18 protein-coding genes and 1 tRNA gene are annotated in these 21,364 nt (G+C 45.7%); 13 read left to right on the top strand and 6 right to left on the bottom strand.

Annotation, left to right across the window (positions count from 1 at the left end):
- The first annotated feature begins 11 nt into the window (after nucleotides 1-11).
- The 7 genes from QT996_RS05395 to QT996_RS05365 all read left to right on the top strand — a co-directional run bounded on the left by QT996_RS05395 (nucleotide 12) and on the right by QT996_RS05365 (nucleotide 6,778).
- On the top strand, nucleotides 12-611 hold the full coding sequence (locus QT996_RS05395) for a hypothetical protein (RefSeq protein ID WP_333045084.1): 600 nt from the start codon (nucleotides 12-14) through the stop codon (nucleotides 609-611).
- A 16-nt stretch (nucleotides 612-627) separates the two neighbouring features.
- The gene (locus tag QT996_RS05390; protein WP_333045082.1) at nucleotides 628-1,827 is read left to right on the top strand and encodes an amino acid ABC transporter permease; all 1,200 of its coding nucleotides are present in this window, start codon (nucleotides 628-630) and stop codon (nucleotides 1,825-1,827) included.
- Between the two features lie 50 nt (nucleotides 1,828-1,877).
- The gene (locus QT996_RS05385; RefSeq protein ID WP_333045080.1) at nucleotides 1,878-2,630 is read left to right on the top strand and encodes an amino acid ABC transporter ATP-binding protein; all 753 of its coding nucleotides are present in this window, start codon (nucleotides 1,878-1,880) and stop codon (nucleotides 2,628-2,630) included.
- A 116-nt stretch (nucleotides 2,631-2,746) separates the two neighbouring features.
- Nucleotides 2,747-4,765 (top strand): excinuclease ABC subunit UvrC, encoded by a 2,019-nt coding sequence (gene uvrC, locus QT996_RS05380; protein WP_333045079.1) that lies wholly within the window; start codon nucleotides 2,747-2,749, stop codon nucleotides 4,763-4,765.
- A 152-nt stretch (nucleotides 4,766-4,917) separates the two neighbouring features.
- Nucleotides 4,918-4,988, top strand: a tRNA-Gly gene (locus tag QT996_RS05375).
- A gap of 372 nt (nucleotides 4,989-5,360) precedes the next feature.
- A complete protein-coding gene (locus QT996_RS05370; protein ID WP_333045077.1) occupies nucleotides 5,361-6,038 on the top strand; it encodes an actin-binding WH2 domain-containing protein in 678 nt (225 codons plus the stop codon).
- 29 nt (nucleotides 6,039-6,067) lie between these two features.
- Complete coding sequence (locus QT996_RS05365; RefSeq protein ID WP_333045076.1) at nucleotides 6,068-6,778, top strand: hypothetical protein; 711 nt, start codon at nucleotides 6,068-6,070, stop codon at nucleotides 6,776-6,778.
- 172 nt (nucleotides 6,779-6,950) lie between these two features.
- Here QT996_RS05365 and mutS read toward each other — a convergent pair whose 3' ends face one another.
- Nucleotides 6,951-9,578, bottom strand: coding sequence for a DNA mismatch repair protein MutS (gene mutS / locus QT996_RS05360; protein WP_333045074.1), 2,628 nt, complete (start codon nucleotides 9,576-9,578; stop codon nucleotides 6,951-6,953).
- Nucleotides 9,579-10,240: 662 nt separating this feature from the next.
- On the opposite strand from mutS, the gene QT996_RS05355 reads away from it, so the two are divergent.
- The 3 genes from QT996_RS05355 to QT996_RS05345 all read left to right on the top strand — a co-directional run bounded on the left by QT996_RS05355 (nucleotide 10,241) and on the right by QT996_RS05345 (nucleotide 12,559).
- Nucleotides 10,241-11,407, top strand: coding sequence for a zinc-dependent alcohol dehydrogenase (locus QT996_RS05355; protein WP_333045071.1), 1,167 nt, complete (start codon nucleotides 10,241-10,243; stop codon nucleotides 11,405-11,407).
- A 27-nt stretch (nucleotides 11,408-11,434) separates the two neighbouring features.
- Nucleotides 11,435-11,644, top strand: a complete 210-nt coding sequence (locus QT996_RS05350; protein WP_333045069.1) for an acetyltransferase — start codon at nucleotides 11,435-11,437, stop codon at nucleotides 11,642-11,644.
- A gap of 234 nt (nucleotides 11,645-11,878) precedes the next feature.
- Nucleotides 11,879-12,559, top strand: a complete 681-nt coding sequence (locus tag QT996_RS05345; protein ID WP_333045068.1) for an HAD family hydrolase — start codon at nucleotides 11,879-11,881, stop codon at nucleotides 12,557-12,559.
- A 34-nt stretch (nucleotides 12,560-12,593) separates the two neighbouring features.
- Here the strand turns inward: QT996_RS05345 and QT996_RS05340 are convergent, their stop codons facing one another.
- Complete coding sequence (locus tag QT996_RS05340) at nucleotides 12,594-13,754, bottom strand: AAA family ATPase (protein ID WP_333045067.1); 1,161 nt, start codon at nucleotides 13,752-13,754, stop codon at nucleotides 12,594-12,596.
- A 15-nt stretch (nucleotides 13,755-13,769) separates the two neighbouring features.
- Nucleotides 13,770-14,561, bottom strand: a complete 792-nt coding sequence (locus QT996_RS05335; protein WP_333045066.1) for an RNA ligase family protein — start codon at nucleotides 14,559-14,561, stop codon at nucleotides 13,770-13,772.
- Between the two features lie 135 nt (nucleotides 14,562-14,696).
- Here QT996_RS05335 and QT996_RS05330 point away from each other — a divergent pair, with 135 nt between their 5' ends.
- The 3 genes from QT996_RS05330 (at nucleotide 14,697) to QT996_RS05320 (ending at nucleotide 16,661) form a co-directional block, all read left to right on the top strand.
- Nucleotides 14,697-15,566 (top strand): prohibitin family protein, encoded by an 870-nt coding sequence (locus QT996_RS05330; protein ID WP_333045064.1) that lies wholly within the window; start codon nucleotides 14,697-14,699, stop codon nucleotides 15,564-15,566.
- Nucleotides 15,567-15,802: 236 nt separating this feature from the next.
- On the top strand, nucleotides 15,803-16,222 hold the full coding sequence (locus QT996_RS05325) for a peptidylprolyl isomerase (RefSeq protein WP_332982885.1): 420 nt from the start codon (nucleotides 15,803-15,805) through the stop codon (nucleotides 16,220-16,222).
- A 91-nt stretch (nucleotides 16,223-16,313) separates the two neighbouring features.
- The gene (locus QT996_RS05320) at nucleotides 16,314-16,661 is read left to right on the top strand and encodes an AtzH-like domain-containing protein (RefSeq protein WP_333045062.1); all 348 of its coding nucleotides are present in this window, start codon (nucleotides 16,314-16,316) and stop codon (nucleotides 16,659-16,661) included.
- Between the two features lie 250 nt (nucleotides 16,662-16,911).
- On the opposite strand, the gene QT996_RS05315 is transcribed toward QT996_RS05320, so the two are convergent.
- From QT996_RS05315 to QT996_RS05305, 3 genes are all read right to left on the bottom strand, one after another.
- Complete coding sequence (locus QT996_RS05315; protein ID WP_333045060.1) at nucleotides 16,912-18,036, bottom strand: THUMP domain-containing protein; 1,125 nt, start codon at nucleotides 18,034-18,036, stop codon at nucleotides 16,912-16,914.
- 232 nt (nucleotides 18,037-18,268) lie between these two features.
- On the bottom strand, nucleotides 18,269-19,615 hold the full coding sequence (locus tag QT996_RS05310) for a TldD/PmbA family protein (protein WP_333045059.1): 1,347 nt from the start codon (nucleotides 19,613-19,615) through the stop codon (nucleotides 18,269-18,271).
- Between the two features lie 125 nt (nucleotides 19,616-19,740).
- On the bottom strand, nucleotides 19,741-21,219 hold the full coding sequence (locus QT996_RS05305; protein ID WP_333045058.1) for a TldD/PmbA family protein: 1,479 nt from the start codon (nucleotides 21,217-21,219) through the stop codon (nucleotides 19,741-19,743).
- Nucleotides 21,220-21,364: the final 145 nt, after the last annotated feature.

The raw sequence follows: 21,364 nt of genomic DNA, 5'->3' as shown, positions 1-21,364 counted from the left end.
TAGCGCGTCAAATGGCATACAGTGACTTTAGCTTAGACCGAGTAACTAAAAATTTTGATTTAACGATTTCCGATAAGATGGATATGTTCGCTGCTGTATCAGAATTAGAGTCGAGTACATTACTTGCCGAAATTCTTAAAGATAATATACCGTTAGCCTTGAGCAGCAACACTGAAAAAGCTCGCTCTGAAATGATTATCGCACCGATTTTGATCGAGCTTAGAAAACAGTTAAACTTGGAAATTAGTTTGTTTTCGGGAATAGACTTTACAGTAGATATTGAAAAAGGATTAAATGGAAATTGCGATTTTCTGATCAGTCATTCCCCAGAATTACTAATTGTTAGAGCGCCAATAATCATCATTGTAGAAGCCAAGAAGGAAAATATCAATGGCGGATTGGGACAGTGCGTAGCAGAAATGTTGGCTGCTAGAATATTTAATGAACGTGAAGGCAACGAAATTCCTGCGATTTATGGGACTGTTACTACAGGTACTATCTGGAAATTCCTGAAGTTGCAAGAACAAATTATTGAGATTGATTTAGGTGAATATTACTTGAGAGATGTGAATAAAATTTTAGGAATATTAGCTAACAGTATTAGAAATTAATAACAACTCACAATCTATGGAAACAATACCTGTACTTCCCCCCCCAGCCACCGAATCGCCTACCCCTTGGAATTGGGCGCGCAAAAACCTATTTAGTACCTGGTACAACAGCATTCTGACAGTAGTTTGCCTAATTGTCGCCTTCCAAACTATTAAAGGAATTATCGTTTGGGCAACAACAAAAGCTCAATGGCGCGTGTTAGAAGCGAACTTGCCGCTATTTTTCGCCGGCAGATTTCCCAGCGAATCCTACTGGCGGCTGTGGATAGTAACGGCCATAATTGCCTTGTTGGGAGGATTAACTTGGGGAAACATTCAGCGGCAAGAACGTCTTTGGAATCCGCCTTTACTAATTATACTCGGTGCTGCGGTTGTGGGTGCGGTCATTTCGCCGATCGACCTAACCTCTCGCCTCTACCTCTTAGGAATTATTATCGCAGCCGCCGCCAGCTATGCCATCGGAAGGCAAATTCACCCAAAAATCATGGACTGGATGCCTGCAATTTGGGTTCTTTCCTTCCCAATAGTTTTGTGGTTAATTAAAGGCGGGTTAGGTTTGACAGAAGTGTCCACAAATGATTGGGGGGGTTTAGTATTGACGCTGTTTTTAGCAGTTATTAGTATTGTGCTTTCCTTTCCTTTGGGAGTATTGCTAGCACTAGGGAGACAAAGTTCTTTGCCAGTTGTGAGATTGTTATCAACATTATACATTGAAATTATTCGCGGTTTACCATTAATTGGCATTTTGTTTTTGGGTCAAGTGATGCTGCAACTCTTCTTGCCGCCCGAATATCCGAAATTGGATAGAGTAATTAGAGCCATTGCTGGACTAACTCTATTCAGTGCAGCATACTTGGCAGAAAACGTGCGCGGTGGCTTGCAGGCAGTGCCTAGGGGACAAATAGAAGCAGCTAGGTCGATCGGGCTAAATACACCCCTGCTTACAATTTTAATTGTACTGCCTCAAGCACTGCGAATAGTCATTCCTGCGATCGGCGGTCAATTCATCGGATTATTTATGGATACATCCCTGCTGTCTCTATTCGGAATGTTAGAATTAATCGGAATATCCCGCGCAGTTTTAGCAAATCCATCCTATATCGGTAGATACGCCGAAGTTTACATATTCGTCGGAATCATTTATTGGATATTTTGCTACTCAATGTCCCTAGCAAGTCGCAAAATAGAGCGAACTTTAGGCGTAGGTCAAAGGTAAAAAAAATCTGCGTTCATCCGCGTTCATCAGCGGTTTAAAAATAAAAAAATATGGAAACTAAACCCACAATCCCAGAACAAGTAATCGTAGCAGAAAACGTCCACAAATGGTACGGACAATTTCACGTACTGCGAGGTGTCAGCATGACCGTAAACCGAGGTGAAGTGGTTGTCGTGATGGGGCCCTCTGGTTCGGGAAAATCGACGTTTATTCGCACATTCAACGCATTAGAAGAATACCAACAAGGTAAAATTACGATCGACGGAATCGAACTTTCCCACGACTTACGCAACATCGAGACAATTCGCCGCGAAGTAGGAATGGTGTTTCAGCAATTCAACCTATTTCCCCACTTATCAGTCTTGCAAAACGTCATGCTAGCGCCAGTATGGGTGCGACGCTGGCCGAAGAAAAAAGCTGAAGAAGTGGCGATGCAACTCTTAGAAAGAGTGGGGATTTTGGAACAAGCAAAAAAATATCCCGGACAGTTGTCTGGAGGACAACAGCAGCGGGTCGCTATTGCACGTTCTCTAGCCATGCAGCCTAAAATTATGCTGTTTGATGAACCGACATCAGCATTAGACCCGGAGATGGTGCGGGAAGTGTTAGATGTAATGCGAAATTTGGCTCAAACAGGAATTACAATGGTGGTGGTGACTCACGAAGTCGGGTTTGCGCGCGAAGTGGCCGATCGCATTGTGTTGATGGATGGCGGTGTTTTAGTGGAAGAAGCCCAACCAGAAGAGTTTTTTCAGAATCCGAAGGAAGAACGCACTCGCAAGTTTTTATCTCAGATACTGTAACTGATTTTCAAGTGTAGTCGGTGGGTTTGGCGACGGTAGCAGCAGTAAAAATCGGCACAATTAAGGTAAAATAAAAGAGTGTACAATCAGTCTCTATTTTGCTGAGATAGCTTGCAATGCCATCCACAAAAACTCTGCCGTTAGTTAAAGACTCGGAACGCCTAGAAAGTCGCCTCAAAGAAATTCCGGCGGTTCCTGGTGTATATTTAATGCGCGATGAGAGCGATCGCATCCTTTACATCGGCAAATCCAAAAAACTCCGAAACCGCGTCCGTTCCTACTTCCGCGAAAGCCAAAATCTCAGTCCCCGCATCGCGATGATGGTGCAGCAAGTGCGCGAAATTGAATTCATCGCCACCGACACAGAAGCGGAAGCTTTAGCATTAGAAGCAAACCTCGTAAAACAGCACCAACCTTACTTTAATGTCCTCCTCAAAGATGATAAAAAATATCCTTATTTGTGCATAACTTGGTCGGAGGAATACCCGCGCATTTTTATCACCCGCAAACGCCGCGCAGGTAGTGCAAAAGACCGCTACTATGGCCCCTACGTTGATACAGGGGCACTGAGGAGTACGCTGCATTTAATTAAACGGATTTTCCCCCTGCGGCAGCGCCCTCAACCGCTATTTAAAGACCGTCCTTGTTTGAACTACGACATCGGGCGCTGCGTCGGCGTTTGTCAAGGGTTAACTTCGCCGGAGGAATATCATAAAATCATCCAAAAAGTAGCGATGATTTTCCAGGGAAGAACTCAGGAATTACTCGACATCCTGGAACCCCAAATGGAAGAGGCAGCCGAAGATTTAAACTTTGAAACGGCGGCGCGCATTCGTGACCAAATTAAGGGTTTGCAGTCTTTGAGTGCGGGTCAAAAAGTGTCTTTGCCCGACGATACGGTTTCCAGAGATGCGATCGCACTTGCAGCAGACACCCAGCACGCTTGCGTCCAATTGTTCCAAATTCGTGCAGGTCAATTGGTTGGAAGATTGGGATTTATGGCGGAAATACCGCCCCAACCCCCCGTTGCCCAGGAGGGGCAAGAGTTATCTCAACTTTCTCTTTCCTCCCCCCCTTGGCAAGGGGGGGAACGAGGGGGGGTAGAGGCGGGAGCGATTTTGCAGCGGGTGTTGGAAGAACACTATCAAAATGTCGAATCCGTAGAAATTCCCAGCGAAATTTCTGTGCAGTACGAATTGCCAGAAGCGGAAATATTAGCAGATTGGTTGAGCAACCGTAAGGGGCGAAAAGTTACGATTTTGACGCCGCAGCGGCAAACTAAGGCTGAGTTGATTGAGATGGTGGAACGCAATGCTGAGTATGAATTGGCGAGAATGCAAAGATTGAGTGATCGCAATTCTCAAGCAATGGAAGATTTAGCAGAAATTCTCGATTTGCCAGAAGTTCCTCGCCGCATTGAAGGTTACGATATTTCTCACATTCAAGGTTCTGACGCCGTAGCTTCCCGCGTCGTATTTATTGACGGTTTGCCCGCCAATCAACACTACCGCCATTACAAAATTAAAAATCCTGAAATTAAATCGGGTCATTCAGATGATTTTGCTAGTTTAGCAGAAGTTATCGGTCGCCGATTCCGAGGGTTGAAGGAAGAAGAAAGAGGGAAGAGGGAAGATGGATTTAGCGATTTAGAAGAACAGAAAGAACTCAGCAATTTATCCTCAGATTCTCCTACTATTTCCGACAAACCAGACTTAATTATGATAGATGGCGGCAAAGGTCAACTGTCAGCAGTTGTGGCTGTTTTGCGGGAAATGAATTTGCTAGAAGAGTTGCGCGTTGTCAGTTTGGCAAAGCAGCGAGAGGAGATATTTTTACCGGGGGAATCTTTGCCACTGCCAACTAATTCTGAGCAACCGGGCGTACAATTATTGCGCCGGGTGCGGGATGAGGCGCACAGGTTTGCTGTGAGTTTTCACCGCGATCGAAGAAGCGAGAGAATGAAGCGATCGCGCCTTGATGAAATTCCCGGATTGGGACACCACCGACAAAAACAATTGTTAGCACATTTTCGGTCGATCGACTACCTCCGTTTAGCGACTCCCGAACAGTTGGCAGAAGTTTCTGGGATTGGCCCGCGTCTGGCGCAGCAAATTTACGATTATTTCCATCCGTAAAGCCTTACCCAGCATGGGAGACGGGGATTTTCGGGGTGAGGGGGCGATCGCGCCGCAAGTCCCTTATTGAGCCACTGTGAGGGAGGTCTTCAAAAATTTTGCACAGGCCTATTGCAATCCCCAGAGACTCGTGGTATGTTTAGTTTCTGTGCGCGGGCATAGTTTAGTGGTAAAACTTTAGCCTTCCAAGCTAACTATGCGGGTTCGATTCCCGCTGCCCGCTTACTTCTATAAAAAACCTCAAACCAAGGATAAATCAACGGTTTGAGGTTTTTTATTGCCCAGAATACGGCTGAGTCGGGACTCAAAGTGACTATCAAATGACTATCACATGACTACGAAATGACTATCAAATGACCTTTTTGGATACAATTTGGAGACAATGTGACTAGAATTTGACTAGAAATATCCAGCCGATAGTCAATAGCGGTAAGGTGCGCGGCAGAAGAGCACCCTACATAATTAGGTTGTGTGTAAGTCCTGTCTCTGCAAGCATAATTGGTTAACATAGAGTGCCCTGATTTGACAAGCTTGCCAAGCGCACTCAGCTTGAGTTATGACTGATTCAGAGTCGCATCATTCACAAGGAGAGCCCGTGAAATATTTTTCAGTAGTAATGTATTTGCTGCGGGAACGGCAACAATTTCTTGAAGAAATTCGCCAAGGTGTCAAGCTCAAATCTAAAATTTTCGGTTTGTTGATTTCTAGTACCCTATTTTTTGGCATTTACGGAGCGATATTAGGTGCATCTAGTACGTGGATGCAATGTCTGGTTTCAGCAATTAAGTTACCAGCACTTTACTTGCTGACGCTGATTATCTGCTTTCCCACACTTTACTTTTTTAATGTCATGTTTGGTTCAAAACGAACTTTTGAGCAGTATTTGACATTGTTGATGACAGCGATGGCGATGATTAGCGTTTTGCTGTTTGGATTTGCACCTGTTAGTTTGTTTTTCCTCATAAGCAGTACCAATTACAATTTTTATCTGGTGCTGAATGTTGCTATCATGGCAATCACAGGATTTTTGGGAGTAAATTTCATTTATCAAGGAATGCACTTTCTGTCTGAACAAGATGCGGAAGGCAAAGACATCAGGCTAAATATTTTGCGCTTTTGGTTGGGACTCTATGCGTTTGTTGGCACTCAGTTGGGATGGACGCTGAGACCATTTTTTGGCTCACCGGGACAAGCTTTTCAACTCTTCCGAGACCGAGAAAGCAATTTTTATATGAGTCTGTGGCAATCAATTATGTCTCTGGGAGGATCGTAATTAATCCCAATTTAAGGAGATTTTAAAGAGTGATACAAGCGGATTTGGAACAGTTAAAAATTTCTGAGAAGGAGTTGGAGGATTTGAGCGGAATAGCTTTGAGCGACGGTTTTACAGCGGATTTTTACCGACCTGCTGCACTCCGGGACGGCAAAAAGCTATTTTCTCTTTTGCTTAATGAGTTGCTGATATTTTGTGTGACATTAGTTGTTTCGCTGCCTGTTGCTTTAGTGGCTAATCAACATAATGTTGGTTCATTTAGCGATGCTGAGATATTTGTCCGGGTTTTACAAATAACTTTGGGTTTGTCGCTGGCGATTACTGTTGCTTGGAATGTCTATAAATGGGTTAAGGCAAAGCCTCTAGGAACGCTGGCGGGTCTGCTGGATGAAGTTGAGAAGTATCATGAGGTGATTCAGGCTTTAGATATTATCGATCGCCTAACGGCTGCTGGCAATTTACAAGCCAATTTAATTAACCGAGGAGATGCAATTGAGGCATTAAAAATTACTAGAGAAAGTTTAGTGTGTGCTTTGAAAACAGAGAGAATTCTCAGGGAAAATGAGCAATTTATCGGTCGCCGTTACGAGTTATTTGCTAATATTGAAAGTAATTTGGCTGCTTTGATGGCGCTGGATGTGAGCGATCGGGCGACTGAATACGGGCGATTGCTAAATGAGGCTTTGGAAATTGGGATGAGCGTGCACAAAGAGGTAAGAAAGTTGCAAAATGGAAAGTGAAGTTGAGTTGCAGGTTGGTAGTAAGGAATTTAGTCCTTAAACCTGATTTTTTAAGGCAGATGCAAGTGTGGGAGTGATATGGTGCGTCAGACATTGATCGTTTCGATTTTAACCGATTTGGATGAGCTGACGCACCCTACGCATCTACAAACTTTTTAATCAACTTAAAGTTTTAATCCTCAAAAATATCCAACTGTTCGCCCTCAGACTCTTTTTTGCCATCTTTTTTAACACCCTTTCGTAGCCCGATCGCAATTTTGCTATGTTTCTCAATCTGCTTCATCACCTGTCTCGCCCTGTCAATCACCGACGGCGGCAAACCGGCTAATCTACCCGCTTCAATTCCGTAAGATTTGTCAGCACCTCCCGGCTGAACTTGGTGCAAAAATACGATTTGATCCGGCAATTCTTTCACTGTCACCTGATAATTTGCGACATTATCCAAAATAGAAGCTAACTCATTTAACTCGTGATAGTGAGTCGCAAAAATTGTCCGCGCCCGAATCTCAGTTGCTAAATATTCGGCCACAGACCAAGCAATCGAAAGTCCGTCAAACGTCGCCGTTCCCCTGCCAATTTCATCTAGCAAAACCAATGATTGCGGCGTGGCGTGATTGAGAATATTTGCAGTTTCGTTCATTTCCACCATAAACGTAGACTGACCGGTTGCCAAATCATCTACTGCACCGACGCGGGTAAAAATGCGATCGCAAATTCCCAAACTCGCAGCTTTCGCTGGCACATAACTGCCCATCTGCGCCATTAACTGGATCAAACCCACCTGCCGCAAGTAGCAGCTTTTCCCGCTAGCATTCGGGCCGGTTAAAATAATTAAATCTGGGCGGTTTAGGGATTCTTCCCGGCCCAAAAAAGCAGAATTAGGTACAAAAAATCCCGGCGGCAAAGACTTTTCCACCACGGGATGACAACCTTCAATAATTTTAATTTCCCGGCTTTCTGTCATAGTCGGGCGGCAGTAATTCTGGTAAACTGCTACTTCTGCCAAACCGCACAAAACATCCACCGCCGCCACAGCGCGGGAAACGTTGCGAATAATTTCGGCGTGTTCTCCTACCTCCGATCGCACTTTAGCAAAAATATCGTATTCCAATTGATTTAAATCTTCTCGCGCAGTCAGAATTCGCACTTCCCTTTCTTTTAATTCTTCAGTGCTATAACGTTCTTCATTGGTGAGAGTTTGCTTGCGGGTGTAGTCCCTCGGTACTTGGTCTACTTTTGATTTGGTAATGCTGATGTAATAGCCGAAAGCTTTATTGTAGCCAACTTTTAGATTAGAAATTCCGGTGCGTTTTCTCTCAGTTGCTTCTAAATTGGCAATCCATTCTTGGTCGGCTGATGCAGTTTGGCGCATTTCATCTAGCATGGGATTGATTCCCGATCGAATCAAACCTCCTTCTTTTAAATGAATCGGGGGTTCATCAACTAAGTGATCGTGAATTTTACTTGCTAATTCTTCTAAAATTGGCGGTACATTTTGCAGCGCTTTTAAATAGGGCGAGATCCCTTGGGCTGCGATCGAAGCTAATTCCGGCAATTTTCCCAGAGAATCAGCTAAAGCGACCAAATCCCGCGCGCTAGCTGTTCCAGAACCGGCGCGACCTGTCAGTCTTTCGATGTCGTAAATTTGGCGCAGCAACTGCTGAAAATCTTGGCGCAGACCGTTATTTTCTACTAATTCTTGAATCGTGTCATGTCGGGCGCCAATGCCTTTAATGTTGAGCAAAGGTTGCAGCACCCAGCGACGCAAAGCGCGGCCTCCCATTGCGGTGCTGGTTTTGTCTATCGCCCACAGCAGCGAACCGTGAAAAACCCCATCTCTCACCGTTTGAGTAATTTCGAGATTGCGGCGGGTTTGGTAGTCGAGTATGAGAAAATCGGTGAGAGTGTAAGTATGCAATCTTTGCAAAGAAACTGCTTTTTCCTTTTGAGTTTCTTCGATATATTGCAGCAAACCGCCGGCGGCGCGCACTGCGAGGGGCAAATGGCCGCATCCCATACCTTCAAGCGATCGCACTTTGAACTTTTGCAGGATTCTCTGTTTTGCTTCAGGCAAAGTAAACGGAATTTGCGATCGCAAAGAATAGCAGAATGAATTCGGCAAACAATCGGGCAAATGCTCGGATTTCTCTCCGGGCCTCAACATAGTCACCAAATCCGGCGCATTAGTCGGTACCAAGACTTCCGAAGGCTGCAAACGCAGTAATTCTAGGGTTAATTGTTCTAAACTGTCTGCTTGGGTAGTGACAAATTCTCCCGTAGAAATATCTGTATAAGCCAATCCCCAATGTTCCCCAGCGATGACGACTGCTGCTAAAAAATTATTTTGTCTGGGTTTGAGCATTCCGTCATCAGTCAAAGTTCCGGGAGTGAGAATGCGGGTAATTTCTCGCTTGACTTGGCGGCCTTCTTTAGCAGCAATCGAGGCATCTTCAACTTGGTCGCAAACTACCACAGCATAGCCTTTTTCTACTAACATTGACGTGTAGCGATCGAGGGCGTGGTGCGGCACTCCTGTCATCGGCACTCGGCCGATTTCCTTGCCGCTTTCTTTACTCGTACAAACAAGTTCTAATTCCCGCGAAATCGTAACTGCATCTTGGAAAAAACACTCAAAGAAATCTCCGACTCGAAATAATAAAAGTGCGTGGGGATACTGTTCTTTCACTTCCACATACCGCTGCATCATCGGCGTCAGCTTGGTGAATTCTAGTAGGCGGTGGTCGGCATTGCGGATGTTGGGTTGATTGGGGTCTGTTGGGGTAGATGCAGTGTAAGGCATAAAAGGCGATCGATAAATTTTAATCTTTAACAACTTTAGCGCAAGCTCGGCTTTTAGCTATAACTAATGATACAATAGTTGACGATTAATCATCCTTAAGCAGGGTGCGTGATTCTCCAGATTCGGGTGAAGTGTTGAGCGGTACAAAAGTCAGGCACCCTAGTTAATAATCGATAAACCCGTTTTTATTTGAGAAGTTTTAGGTTGCTACTTATCTAATGTGAGTGAAAGCAGCCGCTACAGTGAGATTCAGGGCGGATATTTTATCTATTGTGAGAGGATAGGGAGCGCCGATCGACAAAAACAACCTCATCCATCTCGTTATTAGCTGTTCTAGCCGATGTTGAACGAAGACCGAAGTTGCAATCTTCGGCAAGGATTGTAGCAATTAACAATGTCCTAACCGTCGGGCGTGGTTGCTATAACTGTTGGCGGTTAACAGAAGAATGTGAAAATTCCCGCACATTAAGGGCATAAACTTGACATTTTTGGTATTGAAAACAGCCGGAAGATAGATTTATAAATTATACCTCGGATAGAGAGAATATATATTTTATATGCTTAAAATTAAAAACATCCAAGCGAGTAATTTATCAGCTTAGTAAAGGTAAGATTTAGAATCAAAAATTTGCTAGCTAGTAGTTAACTAGAGGAAAAAAATAATGAAAGCTCTTTGCTGGCACGGAGCAAATGATGTGCGAGTTGATAATGTACCAGACCCAACAATTATCAATTCGCGCGATGCGATAGTTAAAATCACGTCTACAGCCATCTGCGGCTCAGATTTGCACCTTTATAACGGCTACATCCCGACAATGCAATCGGGCGACATCATGGGCCACGAATTCATGGGGGAAGTAGTCGAACTCGGCAGCGAAGTCAAGAACTTAAAAAAGGGCGATCGCATCGTCATTCCTTTTACGATTTCTTGCGGCAGTTGCTTCTTTTGCAACCGCGATTTGTGGTCGCTGTGCGACAACTCCAACCCCAATGCAGGATTGGCTGAAAAAATCTACGGCCATTCGCCGGCTGGACTGTTTGGCTTCTCCCATTTAACGGGTGGCTATGCAGGAGGTCAAGCAGAATACGCGCGGGTTCCGTTTGCAGATGTCGGCCCTTTAAAAATTCCCGACGGACTTTCGGACGAACAAGTATTGTTCCTCACCGATATCTTTCCTACCGGTTACATGGCGGCCGAAAACTGCAACATTCAGCCGGGGGATACGGTAGCAGTTTGGGGATGCGGGCCGGTCGGACAATTTGCGATCAGAAGCGCGTTTATGCTGGGGGCCGAGCGAGTAATTGCGATCGACCGCGTACCGGAACGCTTGCAAATGGCGGCCGCGGCCAAAGCTGAAATCATCAACTACGAAGAAATGGATGCCGGGGAAGCCGTCACCGAAATGACGGGGGGACGCGGACCCGACTCTTGCATCGACGCGGTGGGAATGGAAGCCCACGGCACCGGTCTCGACGCTTTGTACGACAAAGCTAAGCAAGCCGTGCGGTTAGAGAGCGATCGACCTACCGCCCTGCGACAAGTCATCGTAGCTTGTCGCAAAGGCGGCACAGTCTCAATTCCCGGCGTTTACGGCGGCTTCGTTGACAAAGTGCCCCTAGGTGCAGCTTTCAACAAAGGCTTGACCCTGAAAATGGGACAGACGCACGTTCACCGCTATTTGCGGCCTTTGCTCGATCGCGTTCAAAAAGGCGAAATTGACCCGTCATTCGTAATTACGCACCGAATGAAATTGGATGAAGCGCCCCACGCCTACGAGATTTTCCTCAACAAAAAAGACAACTGCATCAAAGTTGTCCTCAAACCCTAATTCGCATTCAATTGACAAGGAGAAACTATGCTTTTACAAGAAAAAGAATCAGGCGACTTGATAGAAATCTTGGATGTAGAGGCTTTAATCAGCCCTACAAAAAATGAAGTGCCGGGAAAAAATCAAGCTGGTCAAGAAGAGCAAGAGACAGCAACTTTTCCAAAAAGTAATTTAGTCTTTCCTTCCGGTGAAATTCTGCCGCGCTGCTGGACTGAGGAAAATTATCAAACTCATTGATTCAACTGATTCTCCCCCTCCCCTTTAACAAGGGGGGGAGGGGAAGCGAGGGGTAGGAACAGGACACATAGGTGTCAACTTAACTCACAAAATCGCTCTGAGACTGAAGTCCCTGTCTAAAGGTTCGTACTGGAGACTTCAGTCTCCGATTGACTAATTAAATAATTGTGGACTAAAGTTTTTACTACAAAATAGTTTTTTGGAATAAGTTTAATAACTAACAGCAAATAACTTATGAAATTGCAAGCAGTAATTCTCGATGTTGACGGCACTCTCGTGCTCAGCAATGACGCCCATGCTCAAGCTTGGGTAGAGGCATTTGCCGCTTACGGATACGAGGTACCGTTCGAGAAAGTTCGCCCGCTAATTGGTATGGGAGGCGACAAAGTTATACCCAAAATGGTATCCGGACTTTCCGACGAAGAAGGCGACGGGAAAAAGATTGCACAGCGGCGCAAAGAACTGATTATTAACCGCTTTGCTCCCGAGCTTTCTCCAGCCCCTGGTTCGCGGGATTTGCTGTTAAAAATGCAGCAAGAAGGACTGCGGCTAATTATTGCTACTTCAGCTACCAGCGAAGAACTTTCCGATTTGCTGAAAGCCGCACAGGTAGATGATTTGCTCGACGAAGCGGCGACAGCGAGCGATGCGGAAGCTTCTAAACCGGAACCGGATATTGTGGAAGCTGCTTTGAGCAAATTGAAGCTGGAAGCGAGTCAGGTTGTGATGTTAGCTGATACTCCTTACGATATCGAAGCTGCGGGCAAGTGCGGGGTGCCAGTAATTGCTTTTAGGTGCGGAGGTTTCGATGATGCTTCGCTGGCAAATGCTGCGGCAATTTACGATCACCCTGCTGATTTGTTGGCGCATTATGACGATTCTATTTTAGGGAAAAAGGAATTGGTAGCGCGTTGAAGTAATACGGGCGCTAGCGGGTGGATTGCCACTATTAAACGCGATCGCTCACAATCCACTCTACCTGATGGGCTTCTGTGATGTCTGGAATATCCAGTCGCGCAGCTAACTTGCGAATGACTGCTTCCGGTACTGTTACTGTGCGCGATCGATTCCGCTGCAATACTTCCTCCAAAGGAACTTCTAGGTAAACAATGCGAATTCGCGCTTGATAAGCAGCAAAAAAATTAATTAATTGCTGCCGCATTTGTTTAGTTGTATTCGTGGCGTTCCACACAAAAGAACGCCCCTCATTTATGTATTCGCGCGCTCTTTGTTTGGCTGCTGTCACTACATTTCCAGGTGTTTCGTCGGGAGGGACATTCATCTCTTTCCGCAGTGCATCCAGCGAGATTATCGGCAAATCTGGAAGATTTTCCCGAATCCAATAATCTTTACCGCTTGCGGGCAATCCCGACATCAAAATTACTTCGCATCGAGTATCGTCAAATGCTTCGTAATCCGGGTTTCCGTTCTCTTTGCGGAAGTAGATAAATCGGCTGTGATCTGATGCGAATTGTCGAGGAGAATCCAAACAATTATTTTCTTGACAAAAGTCCCGAAATAGTTCTATTTTATCGAGCAATTCTTGTCTGTCGCTACACTGTCGGCCGCGCACGTCTGCTTCGGCTAAAAGTGCGAGGAAATCGCAGCGGACAACTTGACTAACTTTAATTACCGACTGCTGCGGGTTGGGTTTGTCGATTAGCCAGATGGGCAAACTGCCGAATTGGACGATCGCCACAACTGTTTCGCGAATGTCAAACTGCACAGGCGGCTCGAATTGGGATAAAATTTGTCTGACCATTCTCGCACCTTGGCGTGCGTGACCTTTTGAGCTAATTCTGCCGTCTGCTTCTATTTTTGTAAAAGCTGGTTTGGCGACATCGTGCAGCAAAGCGGTGGCAAAAAGTATCGATCGTTCTTTTTCGGGAAGTTGCCGCCAATTCGGGGATGAGATTAATGCTTCGCAGACCATTCTGGTATGAATTAAAACGTCTCCTTCGGCGTGATAAATCGGGTCTTGCTGACATCCTTTTAAGTTTTGAATCCAATCAAAATGATTTTGAATGGTGTCCCAATCCAAGAACCAATCGGGCGGTTCGGGACAAAAGGGAAAAGTCCAAGTTGCCAATGGCGATAACAGTGCATTCATAAATTCACCTGCGGGTTAACTAAAATTAAATAAATCTGCGCCGGGACGCAGAATATTGGGTATAATTGGGCGATTGAGCCAATGTCCTTCGGCATTTTTAATAGCCGTCAAAAAGCTGGCACGCACGTATTTGTAACGCGCCTTTACTATGCCATCTTCTTCGACTTTAAGGTACAGCCCCTCCATGCGATCGCTCTTGTCAGTCTCTTTCAAACACCGCTCCTCATCTAACCCCAATTCCCCGCAGTACAAACGCAAGCGTTCTAAATGTCCGGGTTGAATAAAATTAGATTTTTCCATAAACTGCATCATGTGCTTGGGAGATTTCAGCACTCCAGAAAACAACACGGGAACGGACACTAACGGCAGTCCTGTTAACAACTTCTGGCGGGATTCTGTACTCAGAAATTGACTGGTTTCTAAGTCGAGCACGTCATATTCCATAAAATAGTGCGGCAAAAAATCATAAAAAACAGTGTGTTTCGCATACAGCCATTCGCCGTAAAGAATGTAGCGATTTCCCAGCACTTCTCCCAGGGCTCCGCTGAGACTGAAAGCCCACTGTTTGAATAAGTTAAAATGTTTTTCCCTCGGCCCGCCGGTGAGATAGTGGCCGCGACTTTGCAGCAGCATTTGTCCATCTGGTGCGAAGCTGATGCCTGTATTAGCGCCGTCTACCTTTTCTTCAATCACTGTCGGGCGATCGATCAGGGCGCTAAATGGCACGCTGTCGAGGTCTTCATCACCTGGTTGGAAACGCGAACCTTCAATGTGATAAGTTCTAGGATATTTAACAATTTTGAGCATCAGCCCATCCATTTTCGATTTAAGATTTCAGAGGCAACCCCATCCATTTTAGATTGTAATTTTACATTTTAGACTTTAGAGGCGACCGAATCTATTTAACCATTATAATGGAATGAGCACAAAGGAGCGTGTAAGTTGAAAACTCAAAATTTCCAGAGCATATCATCAGCAATCGCTGGGGTTCTATTAGTAGGCGCGCTACTCATCGGTTTAAACTCTTTTGTCGTCATCAATCCAGGCGAAGCAGGGGTAGTCAGTGTTTTAGGAAAAGCCACAGATGGAGCATTGTTAGAGGGCTTTCACCTCAGACCCCCGCTAATATCCAAGGTAGATGTGTACGATGTAACAGTGCAAAAATTTGAAGTTCCCGCCCAGAGTGCTACTAAAGACCTTCAGGATTTAAATGCTAGTTTTGCGATCAACTTTCGCCTCGATCCTGAGAGAATAGTTGATGTCCGAAGGACTCAAGGCACTTTGGAGAATATAGTCTCAAAAATTATTGCTCCTCAGACGCAAGAAGCATTTAAAACAGCGGCGGCACTGAGAACCGCCGAACAATCTATTACTCAAAGAAGTGAACTGAAGCGAGACTTTGATACTGCGCTGAAGGAAAGGCTATCAAAGTATGATGTAATCGTACTCGATACGAGCGTTGTTAACATTCGATTCTCGACAGATTTTGCGAAAGCGGTTGAGGAGAAACAGGTCGCTGAACAGCGGGCGCAAAGGGCTGTTTATGTGGCTCAGGAAGCAGAACAACAGGCTCAAGCTGATATTAACCGCGCTCAAGGTAGGGCTGAAGCTCAAAGGCTGTTGGCGGAAACTTTGAAGGCTCAGGGCGGCAATTTAGTTCTGCAAAAAGAGGCGATCGAAGCTTGGAGAAGCGGCGGCGCTCAGATGCCAAAAGTGCTGGTTATGGGCGCAGGTTCGAGTCGGGTTCCTTTCATTTTTAATATGAGCGATATTCAGGAAGAACCCGATCACCCGCAAGTGACCAACAATTAAAATATGACAGAGGGTAACAAACCCCGTGTCTCCGAAAATATTGGCTTTGCTAACCAGAAATCTCGCAATAAACCGGGTTTCCTCCGAAAGCGCACATAAGTCCTATGAGAGTTGCGGGAATATGCTACACTTCTGAAAGCCACAATATAACGACAGTTTGAAACCTGTCGCTATAAAAGCGAAGTCCGCAATTAACACGCAGGCAACACACTCATTTTAGGAAGCAAGGAAAAATCATGACCCGCGCTATAATGGAAACCGACAAAGGCACAATCAATTTGGAATTGTTCGATGCGGATGCGCCTAACACAGTGAAGAATTTTGTTGACTTGGCGGAAAAAGGTTTTTACGATGGATTGGCTTTTCACCGAGTCATTCCTAACTTTATGATTCAAGGTGGCTGTCCAAAAGGCAATGGAACGGGCGGCCCCGGCTACAAAATCAAGTGCGAAATTAACTCCAACAAACATTTGGCAGGAACTTTATCGATGGCTCACGCAGGTAAAGATACGGGTGGTAGCCAATTCTTTATTTGCCATTCTCCCCAGTCTCATTTAGATGGAGTTCACACAACTTTTGGCAAAACTGAGGATATGTCTGTCGTCAATGCTATCCGCCAAGGTGACAAGATTATTTCGCTCAAAATTGAGCATTAATTTTCTCTAATTAGTTGCGTTTGCAATAAGGAATTTAGTCCTTATTGCAAACAAAAAGTGTGAAATTTAAGGGTTTTAAAATCTCAAATTTATGACGGTTATCAATGATTATGCTGTGGTGACTCAGTTAACTGAACTATATTTAAAATACGAAAAAGCTCTTTGTACGAATGATATTGAAACTCTCGATAATTTGTTCTGGGATGCGCCGGAAGTCGTGCGGTTTGGGGTAACGGAGAACCTGTACGGGAGCGATGAGGTGAGGGCTTTTCGCAAAGGACGATCGCCTGTAAATGTCGATCGAGAAATGTTCAACCTCAAAGTCGTGACTTTCGATGCAGACACGGCGGCTGTGACGCTGGAATTTCGCCGTGTAATGGATGGAGTGGTACGGCTGGGGCGGCAAAGTCAGATGTGGCGCAAGTTTCCTCAAGGGTAAAAGATTGTTTCCGCTCACGTTTCTTTTTTGCCGATGGAGGGATGAGAGGTGACATACCTCTGATCAAGGTGAAATAATTTCCCCAGTCGGTATTTGAATTTGATTATTGTTGAGCAATTTAATTCGGCAGATCTTCTTTTTTCCTTTACTATTAGTGCCTCTCTCTGCCTTGTCACCTATCTTCTGCTTTCTTGCTTCTCCACTTTTGCAGTAGCTTCCTCATTACCGCTATTTTCCCTGCTCCCATCTCCTAATACAGTTCATATTTGAGCAAAGTACACGGAATCGATCCATTAAAAACCGGAATTCGCCGCGATGTCCTGAGTCCCACCTTTTTACCCAACTCCTTATTTCCAGTCAAAATAAACGCATTCCAACCTTTAAAACGATTCTTGAAAATATCCCCCAACATCTTGTACAAATCTCCCAATTCGCTAGCATCTCCCAGGCGCTCTCCGTAGGGAGGATTGCAAATCAGAACGCCTCTGTCTGCTGGTGCTTCCAACTGAGATAACTCGGTTTGAGCAAACTGAATCTTACCGGAAATACCAGCTTGCTGCGCGTTCGTGCGAGCTTGGGTTAACATATCGGAATCGCGATCGCACCCTGCAATCACCTCTTTAAGTTCCGGTAACTCACTATTTTCCGCTTCCGCCCACAATTTATCCCACAAAGGTTCGTCAAAATCCCGCCAACTCATAAATCCAAACTTTTCTCGAAACAATCCCGGTGCAATATTCAATCCCTTTAAAGTCGCTTCCAAAGGCAAAGTTCCAGAACCGCACATCGGGTCTAAAAACGGCAAATCTGGCGTCCATTCTGCCATCTCCAACAAAGCCGCAGCTAGGGTTTCTTTGAGGGGAGCAAGCCCCATCGCCGGTCGATATCCCCGGCGGTGCAAACTGCCGCCAGAACTGTCTAAGCTTAAAATAGCTCTATCTTGATGAATGTGAATGTTAATTAGCAAATCGGGATTCTCTACATCGACATTAGAACGCTTGTTAAATTGAAGGCGCTGTTGGTCGGCGATCGCATTTTTGACCTGCAAAGCTGTAAAGTGAGTGTGGTTCAAGTTTTCGTTGCCACCGGTGCAGTTTACTGCTAAAGTATTGTCGGGATATAAGTATTCGTCCCAAGGGATTTTCTGCACTTCGCGGTAGAGCATATCCGAGTTGTAACACCGGAATTCGGCGATCGGCATTAGCACTCTAAAAATAGTTCTCGACCACAGATTGACGCGGTACAATAAAGCCCGATCGCCCGCAAAGTAAACCCCAGTAAAATCGGGCTTGACATCCTGAGCCCCTAAACGTTCTAATTCTTGGGCGGCAATTGTTTCTAAACCGCGCGCAACTGTAGCAAAATATTGATTCATTGATAATTGGTAATTGCTTTTTCTCGATCGCCCTAAATTAGATAGTAGCTGGTTTAAATCCTAACTCTCACAAACAATACTCTACCTTAAGCTAGATGCCTCGGTAAAAAAAATACTAATTTTCCGAACAGCTTTGTCAACAGGCGATCGCCCGAACCCGCACCCGATCAACCTTACCGACACAAAAACCCACCTCCTCCGGGTGGGTTTCCGCGCACCTCACCCTTGCAAGTCACAAACTGTCAGTAATACTCGTGAAATTAAAAGCTTTCACGCGCACTCCGGGCACGACACTACCGCCGTAACGCTTCACTGCACTAACTGCATCCACATCGCGCAACATATCAGGTAAAACTTGATTGAAACGCAGGTTTTTAATCGGGTAAGCAATCTTGCCATCCTCAATCCAAAAAGTACCGTCGCGAGTCATTCCCGTTACTTCCAATGTTTTTGGATTAACGTAGCGCACGTACCAAGCTCGACTGACGAAAATTCCTCGCTCGGTTTGAGCAACTAAATCTGATAAACTTTGGTCGGAACCTGTCATCACGATCGGGTAATAAGCACCTTTTGCCTCTTTGCCTTTTTGTGCCGCCCAGTAGCGGGAATAAGACAAACTTTGAGGAACGCCATCTTTGATGATTTCCAAATAGTTATTGCTCAATCCGTCGCCGAAAAAAGTATTCGATCGCAACAAAGGATGAGCCGGATCGCGCTGCACTTGCACTAACGGGCTAAAAAGTTGTTCCCCCGCGCGGTTTCCCGCTGGTTTTCCCTCTGCATCGGCGATCGACATAAACGATCGCCCCTCATCCGCCGCCCTCGCATCCAGCCCCCAAATCACCCACGGTAGCAAGCCCGCAAAAGCAGCGCCGTCAAAGATTACCGGATAAACGCCGGGGGTGATGGGGCGCGGGTTGCGGGATGCGATGGCGCGATCGAGCACTTGTTCTGCTAATTGGGCGATCGGCAATTCGTTGATACTCCAAGCAGTGCTCTGAGCCCAACTAGAACCGTCTTCAACGCGAGCAGTAAAGCTGAAATCCGCCTTTGTAGACTGGTTGCAGGCGCGGAGTCCGGTTGACGAGGCGATCGCGTACAGCGACGCCTCAGTGCTCAAAGTGCCCGAACCATGAGCGCCCCCCTGGGAGGATCTCGCGCACGCTTGCTGCACCATTTCGGCCCGTGCTAGAGGCGATACAGTTCCTGTTCCTGCGTCGAAGGCTGGCGATCGCAAATCGTAGGTTTGAGGCGGCAGCAGCGGCATCCATTCGGGATCTGCCGGCGCAATTCGGGCCAATTCTTCCGATCGCTTGACTGCAGAGGCGATCGCATCTTCATCAAATTCTGTAACAGCAGCAGAGGCGCTTTTGTTACCAAAATAGCTAGTAATGCTCAGGCTAAATACAGTTTTGCTGATATTTTGGCTGATTTGGTTTTCCGAGAATCTCGAAAGAGATTCTTCGCCAGTATAGAGACTTACAAATACTTCCTCTGCTTTGGATAATTTGACTGCTTTTTCTACTACTGATAAGGCTTGGTCTTCACTTAAACTTGCGGGCGATGTTGTTACAATCATGATTGGTAATTAGGCATTGCGAATTGAGCATTGCGAATTGGGCATTGGCAATTGGACATTGGGAATTGGGCATTGTTAGCAATTAACTAATAACTAATCACCGATGACCCATGCCCCATGCCCTATTACCCAATTTGAATATCCCTCACTCGCACGGGCACACAAGCGTGAGTCATCTGAGCAACCTGCATCGGCTCGCCTTTTCCGCATATATGAGTACCGCACTGAACTAGCTCCGAAGCTGGCCCGATCGCATCTATTTGATTCCAGAAATCCGTAGTCATCGCCTGATAAGTTACATCCTTCAACATACCGACAACTTTACCTTTTTCCACCTTCCAAAAAGCATCGCCGCCGAATTGAAAATTGCGTCGCTGCTGGTCGATCGAATAACTACCCATACCGTCGATTAAAATGCCGTCTTCCGTATCAGCAATCATCTCTGCCAAAGTAGCAGTATGACTGCCGCCATCGGGGCCCGGCTCCAATCCCAAATTGGGAATTCTCACCATCGGCACGCTCGACCAACTGTCAGCGTAAGCAGAACCGTTGCTGCTACCGCGTCCGAGGCGATAAGCCGTCTCTCTGTCAGTGAGATAATCAACTAAAATTCCATCCTTGACAACGTACCACTCTTGTGATTTTACGCCCTCATCATCGTAACCCATTGTACCGCGGCCACCTGGTTGAGTGCGATCGCACTTAAAATTCACCCAAGGTGCAGCATATTGCAGTTTATTTAACTTATCAGTCGTAGCAAAGCTCGTGCCAGCAAAATTAGATTCGTAGCCATAAACCCGGTCTAATTCAGTTGGATGTCCTACAGATTCGTGGATTGTCAAATACAAATTTGTCGGCTGGAGAATCAGGGATTTGCAAATACCAGCCGGGATTTTGGGAGCGCGGACTTTCTCAATAGCTTCGGCGGCAACTCTTTCGACTTGACTCAACAAATCATCGGGATTAATATGTTCGTAACCGATATTCAGTGGCGGGCGTTCGTAACTGCGACTTTGGGCATCGCCGCCCGCAATTGCCGTACAGTCAAAACCCGGATAGCTGCGGTAGATTGTTTGTTCGATTAGCGAGCCTTCTGTGGAAGCAAAAACCTTGTCTTCGCGGCTTGACTGCAAAAAAGAAGAAGCTTTTTTAATGCCTTGTGCGCCGTGTGCTAGCAGCCGCTCGTTGATAGTTAGCAGCAGTTCGGCTTTCTCAGCAACGGGTACAGAAAAAGGGTCAATGGCGATGGGAGTAATGTAGGTATCAACATATTTTTCGACAGGCACTAACCGCACCGGTTCCTTCTGAGTTAAGCGGCTGCCTTTAGCGATTTCTACAGCCAAAGCGACTATTCTTGCAACCTCTGCGGGTGTTTTGCTGTGACTGGCGGCAAACCCCCAAGCGCCGTCTAGAAGCACTCGCACGCCAAAACCGGAACTTACATTATCTGACAGTTGACTTAAAGATCGATCGCGCGCGTAAAGATTCTGCCTTCGGTAACTGCAAAAACGCACATCACCGTACTCGCAACCTGTTTTCCGAATCAAATCTACAGCCAAATTTGCCAACTCGTTAGCAGAGATTTTTGCAGTTAATTGCACCATAGTTATTCGTCATTCGTCGTTAGTTGTCAATTATTATAACGCTTTTCAATTTTTTGAACGAACCGCGAAGACGCAAAGAGCGCGAAGGAATAAAAGAGAGAGGTTTTTCTCCTTCTCAACTATAGTCTTTACCTGAAAACATCTA

The organism is Microcoleus sp. S13C4 (assembly GCF_036700865.1).
Lineage (GTDB): Bacteria > Cyanobacteriota > Cyanobacteriia > Cyanobacteriales > Microcoleaceae > Microcoleus.
The sequence above is the reverse complement of the archived record's forward strand: the minus strand, read 5'-3'. Positions and strand labels throughout refer to the sequence as shown.

Coding starts and splice junctions, on each gene's coding strand:
- QT996_RS05395 (WP_333045084.1), top strand. CDS start 12: ATGGCATACAGTGACTTTAGCTTAGACCGAGTAACTAAAAATTTTGAT.
- QT996_RS05390 (WP_333045082.1), top strand. CDS start 628: ATGGAAACAATACCTGTACTTCCCCCCCCAGCCACCGAATCGCCTACC.
- QT996_RS05385 (WP_333045080.1), top strand. CDS start 1,878: ATGGAAACTAAACCCACAATCCCAGAACAAGTAATCGTAGCAGAAAAC.
- uvrC (WP_333045079.1), top strand. CDS start 2,747: ATGCCATCCACAAAAACTCTGCCGTTAGTTAAAGACTCGGAACGCCTA.
- mutS (WP_333045074.1), bottom strand. CDS start 9,578: ATGCCTTACACTGCATCTACCCCAACAGACCCCAATCAACCCAACATC.
- QT996_RS05355 (WP_333045071.1), top strand. CDS start 10,241: ATGAAAGCTCTTTGCTGGCACGGAGCAAATGATGTGCGAGTTGATAAT.
- QT996_RS05350 (WP_333045069.1), top strand. CDS start 11,435: ATGCTTTTACAAGAAAAAGAATCAGGCGACTTGATAGAAATCTTGGAT.
- QT996_RS05345 (WP_333045068.1), top strand. CDS start 11,879: ATGAAATTGCAAGCAGTAATTCTCGATGTTGACGGCACTCTCGTGCTC.
- QT996_RS05340 (WP_333045067.1), bottom strand. CDS start 13,754: ATGAATGCACTGTTATCGCCATTGGCAACTTGGACTTTTCCCTTTTGT.
- QT996_RS05335 (WP_333045066.1), bottom strand. CDS start 14,561: ATGCTCAAAATTGTTAAATATCCTAGAACTTATCACATTGAAGGTTCG.
- QT996_RS05325 (WP_332982885.1), top strand. CDS start 15,803: ATGACCCGCGCTATAATGGAAACCGACAAAGGCACAATCAATTTGGAA.
- QT996_RS05320 (WP_333045062.1), top strand. CDS start 16,314: ATGACGGTTATCAATGATTATGCTGTGGTGACTCAGTTAACTGAACTA.
- QT996_RS05315 (WP_333045060.1), bottom strand. CDS start 18,036: ATGAATCAATATTTTGCTACAGTTGCGCGCGGTTTAGAAACAATTGCC.
- QT996_RS05310 (WP_333045059.1), bottom strand. CDS start 19,615: ATGATTGTAACAACATCGCCCGCAAGTTTAAGTGAAGACCAAGCCTTA.
- QT996_RS05305 (WP_333045058.1), bottom strand. CDS start 21,219: ATGGTGCAATTAACTGCAAAAATCTCTGCTAACGAGTTGGCAAATTTG.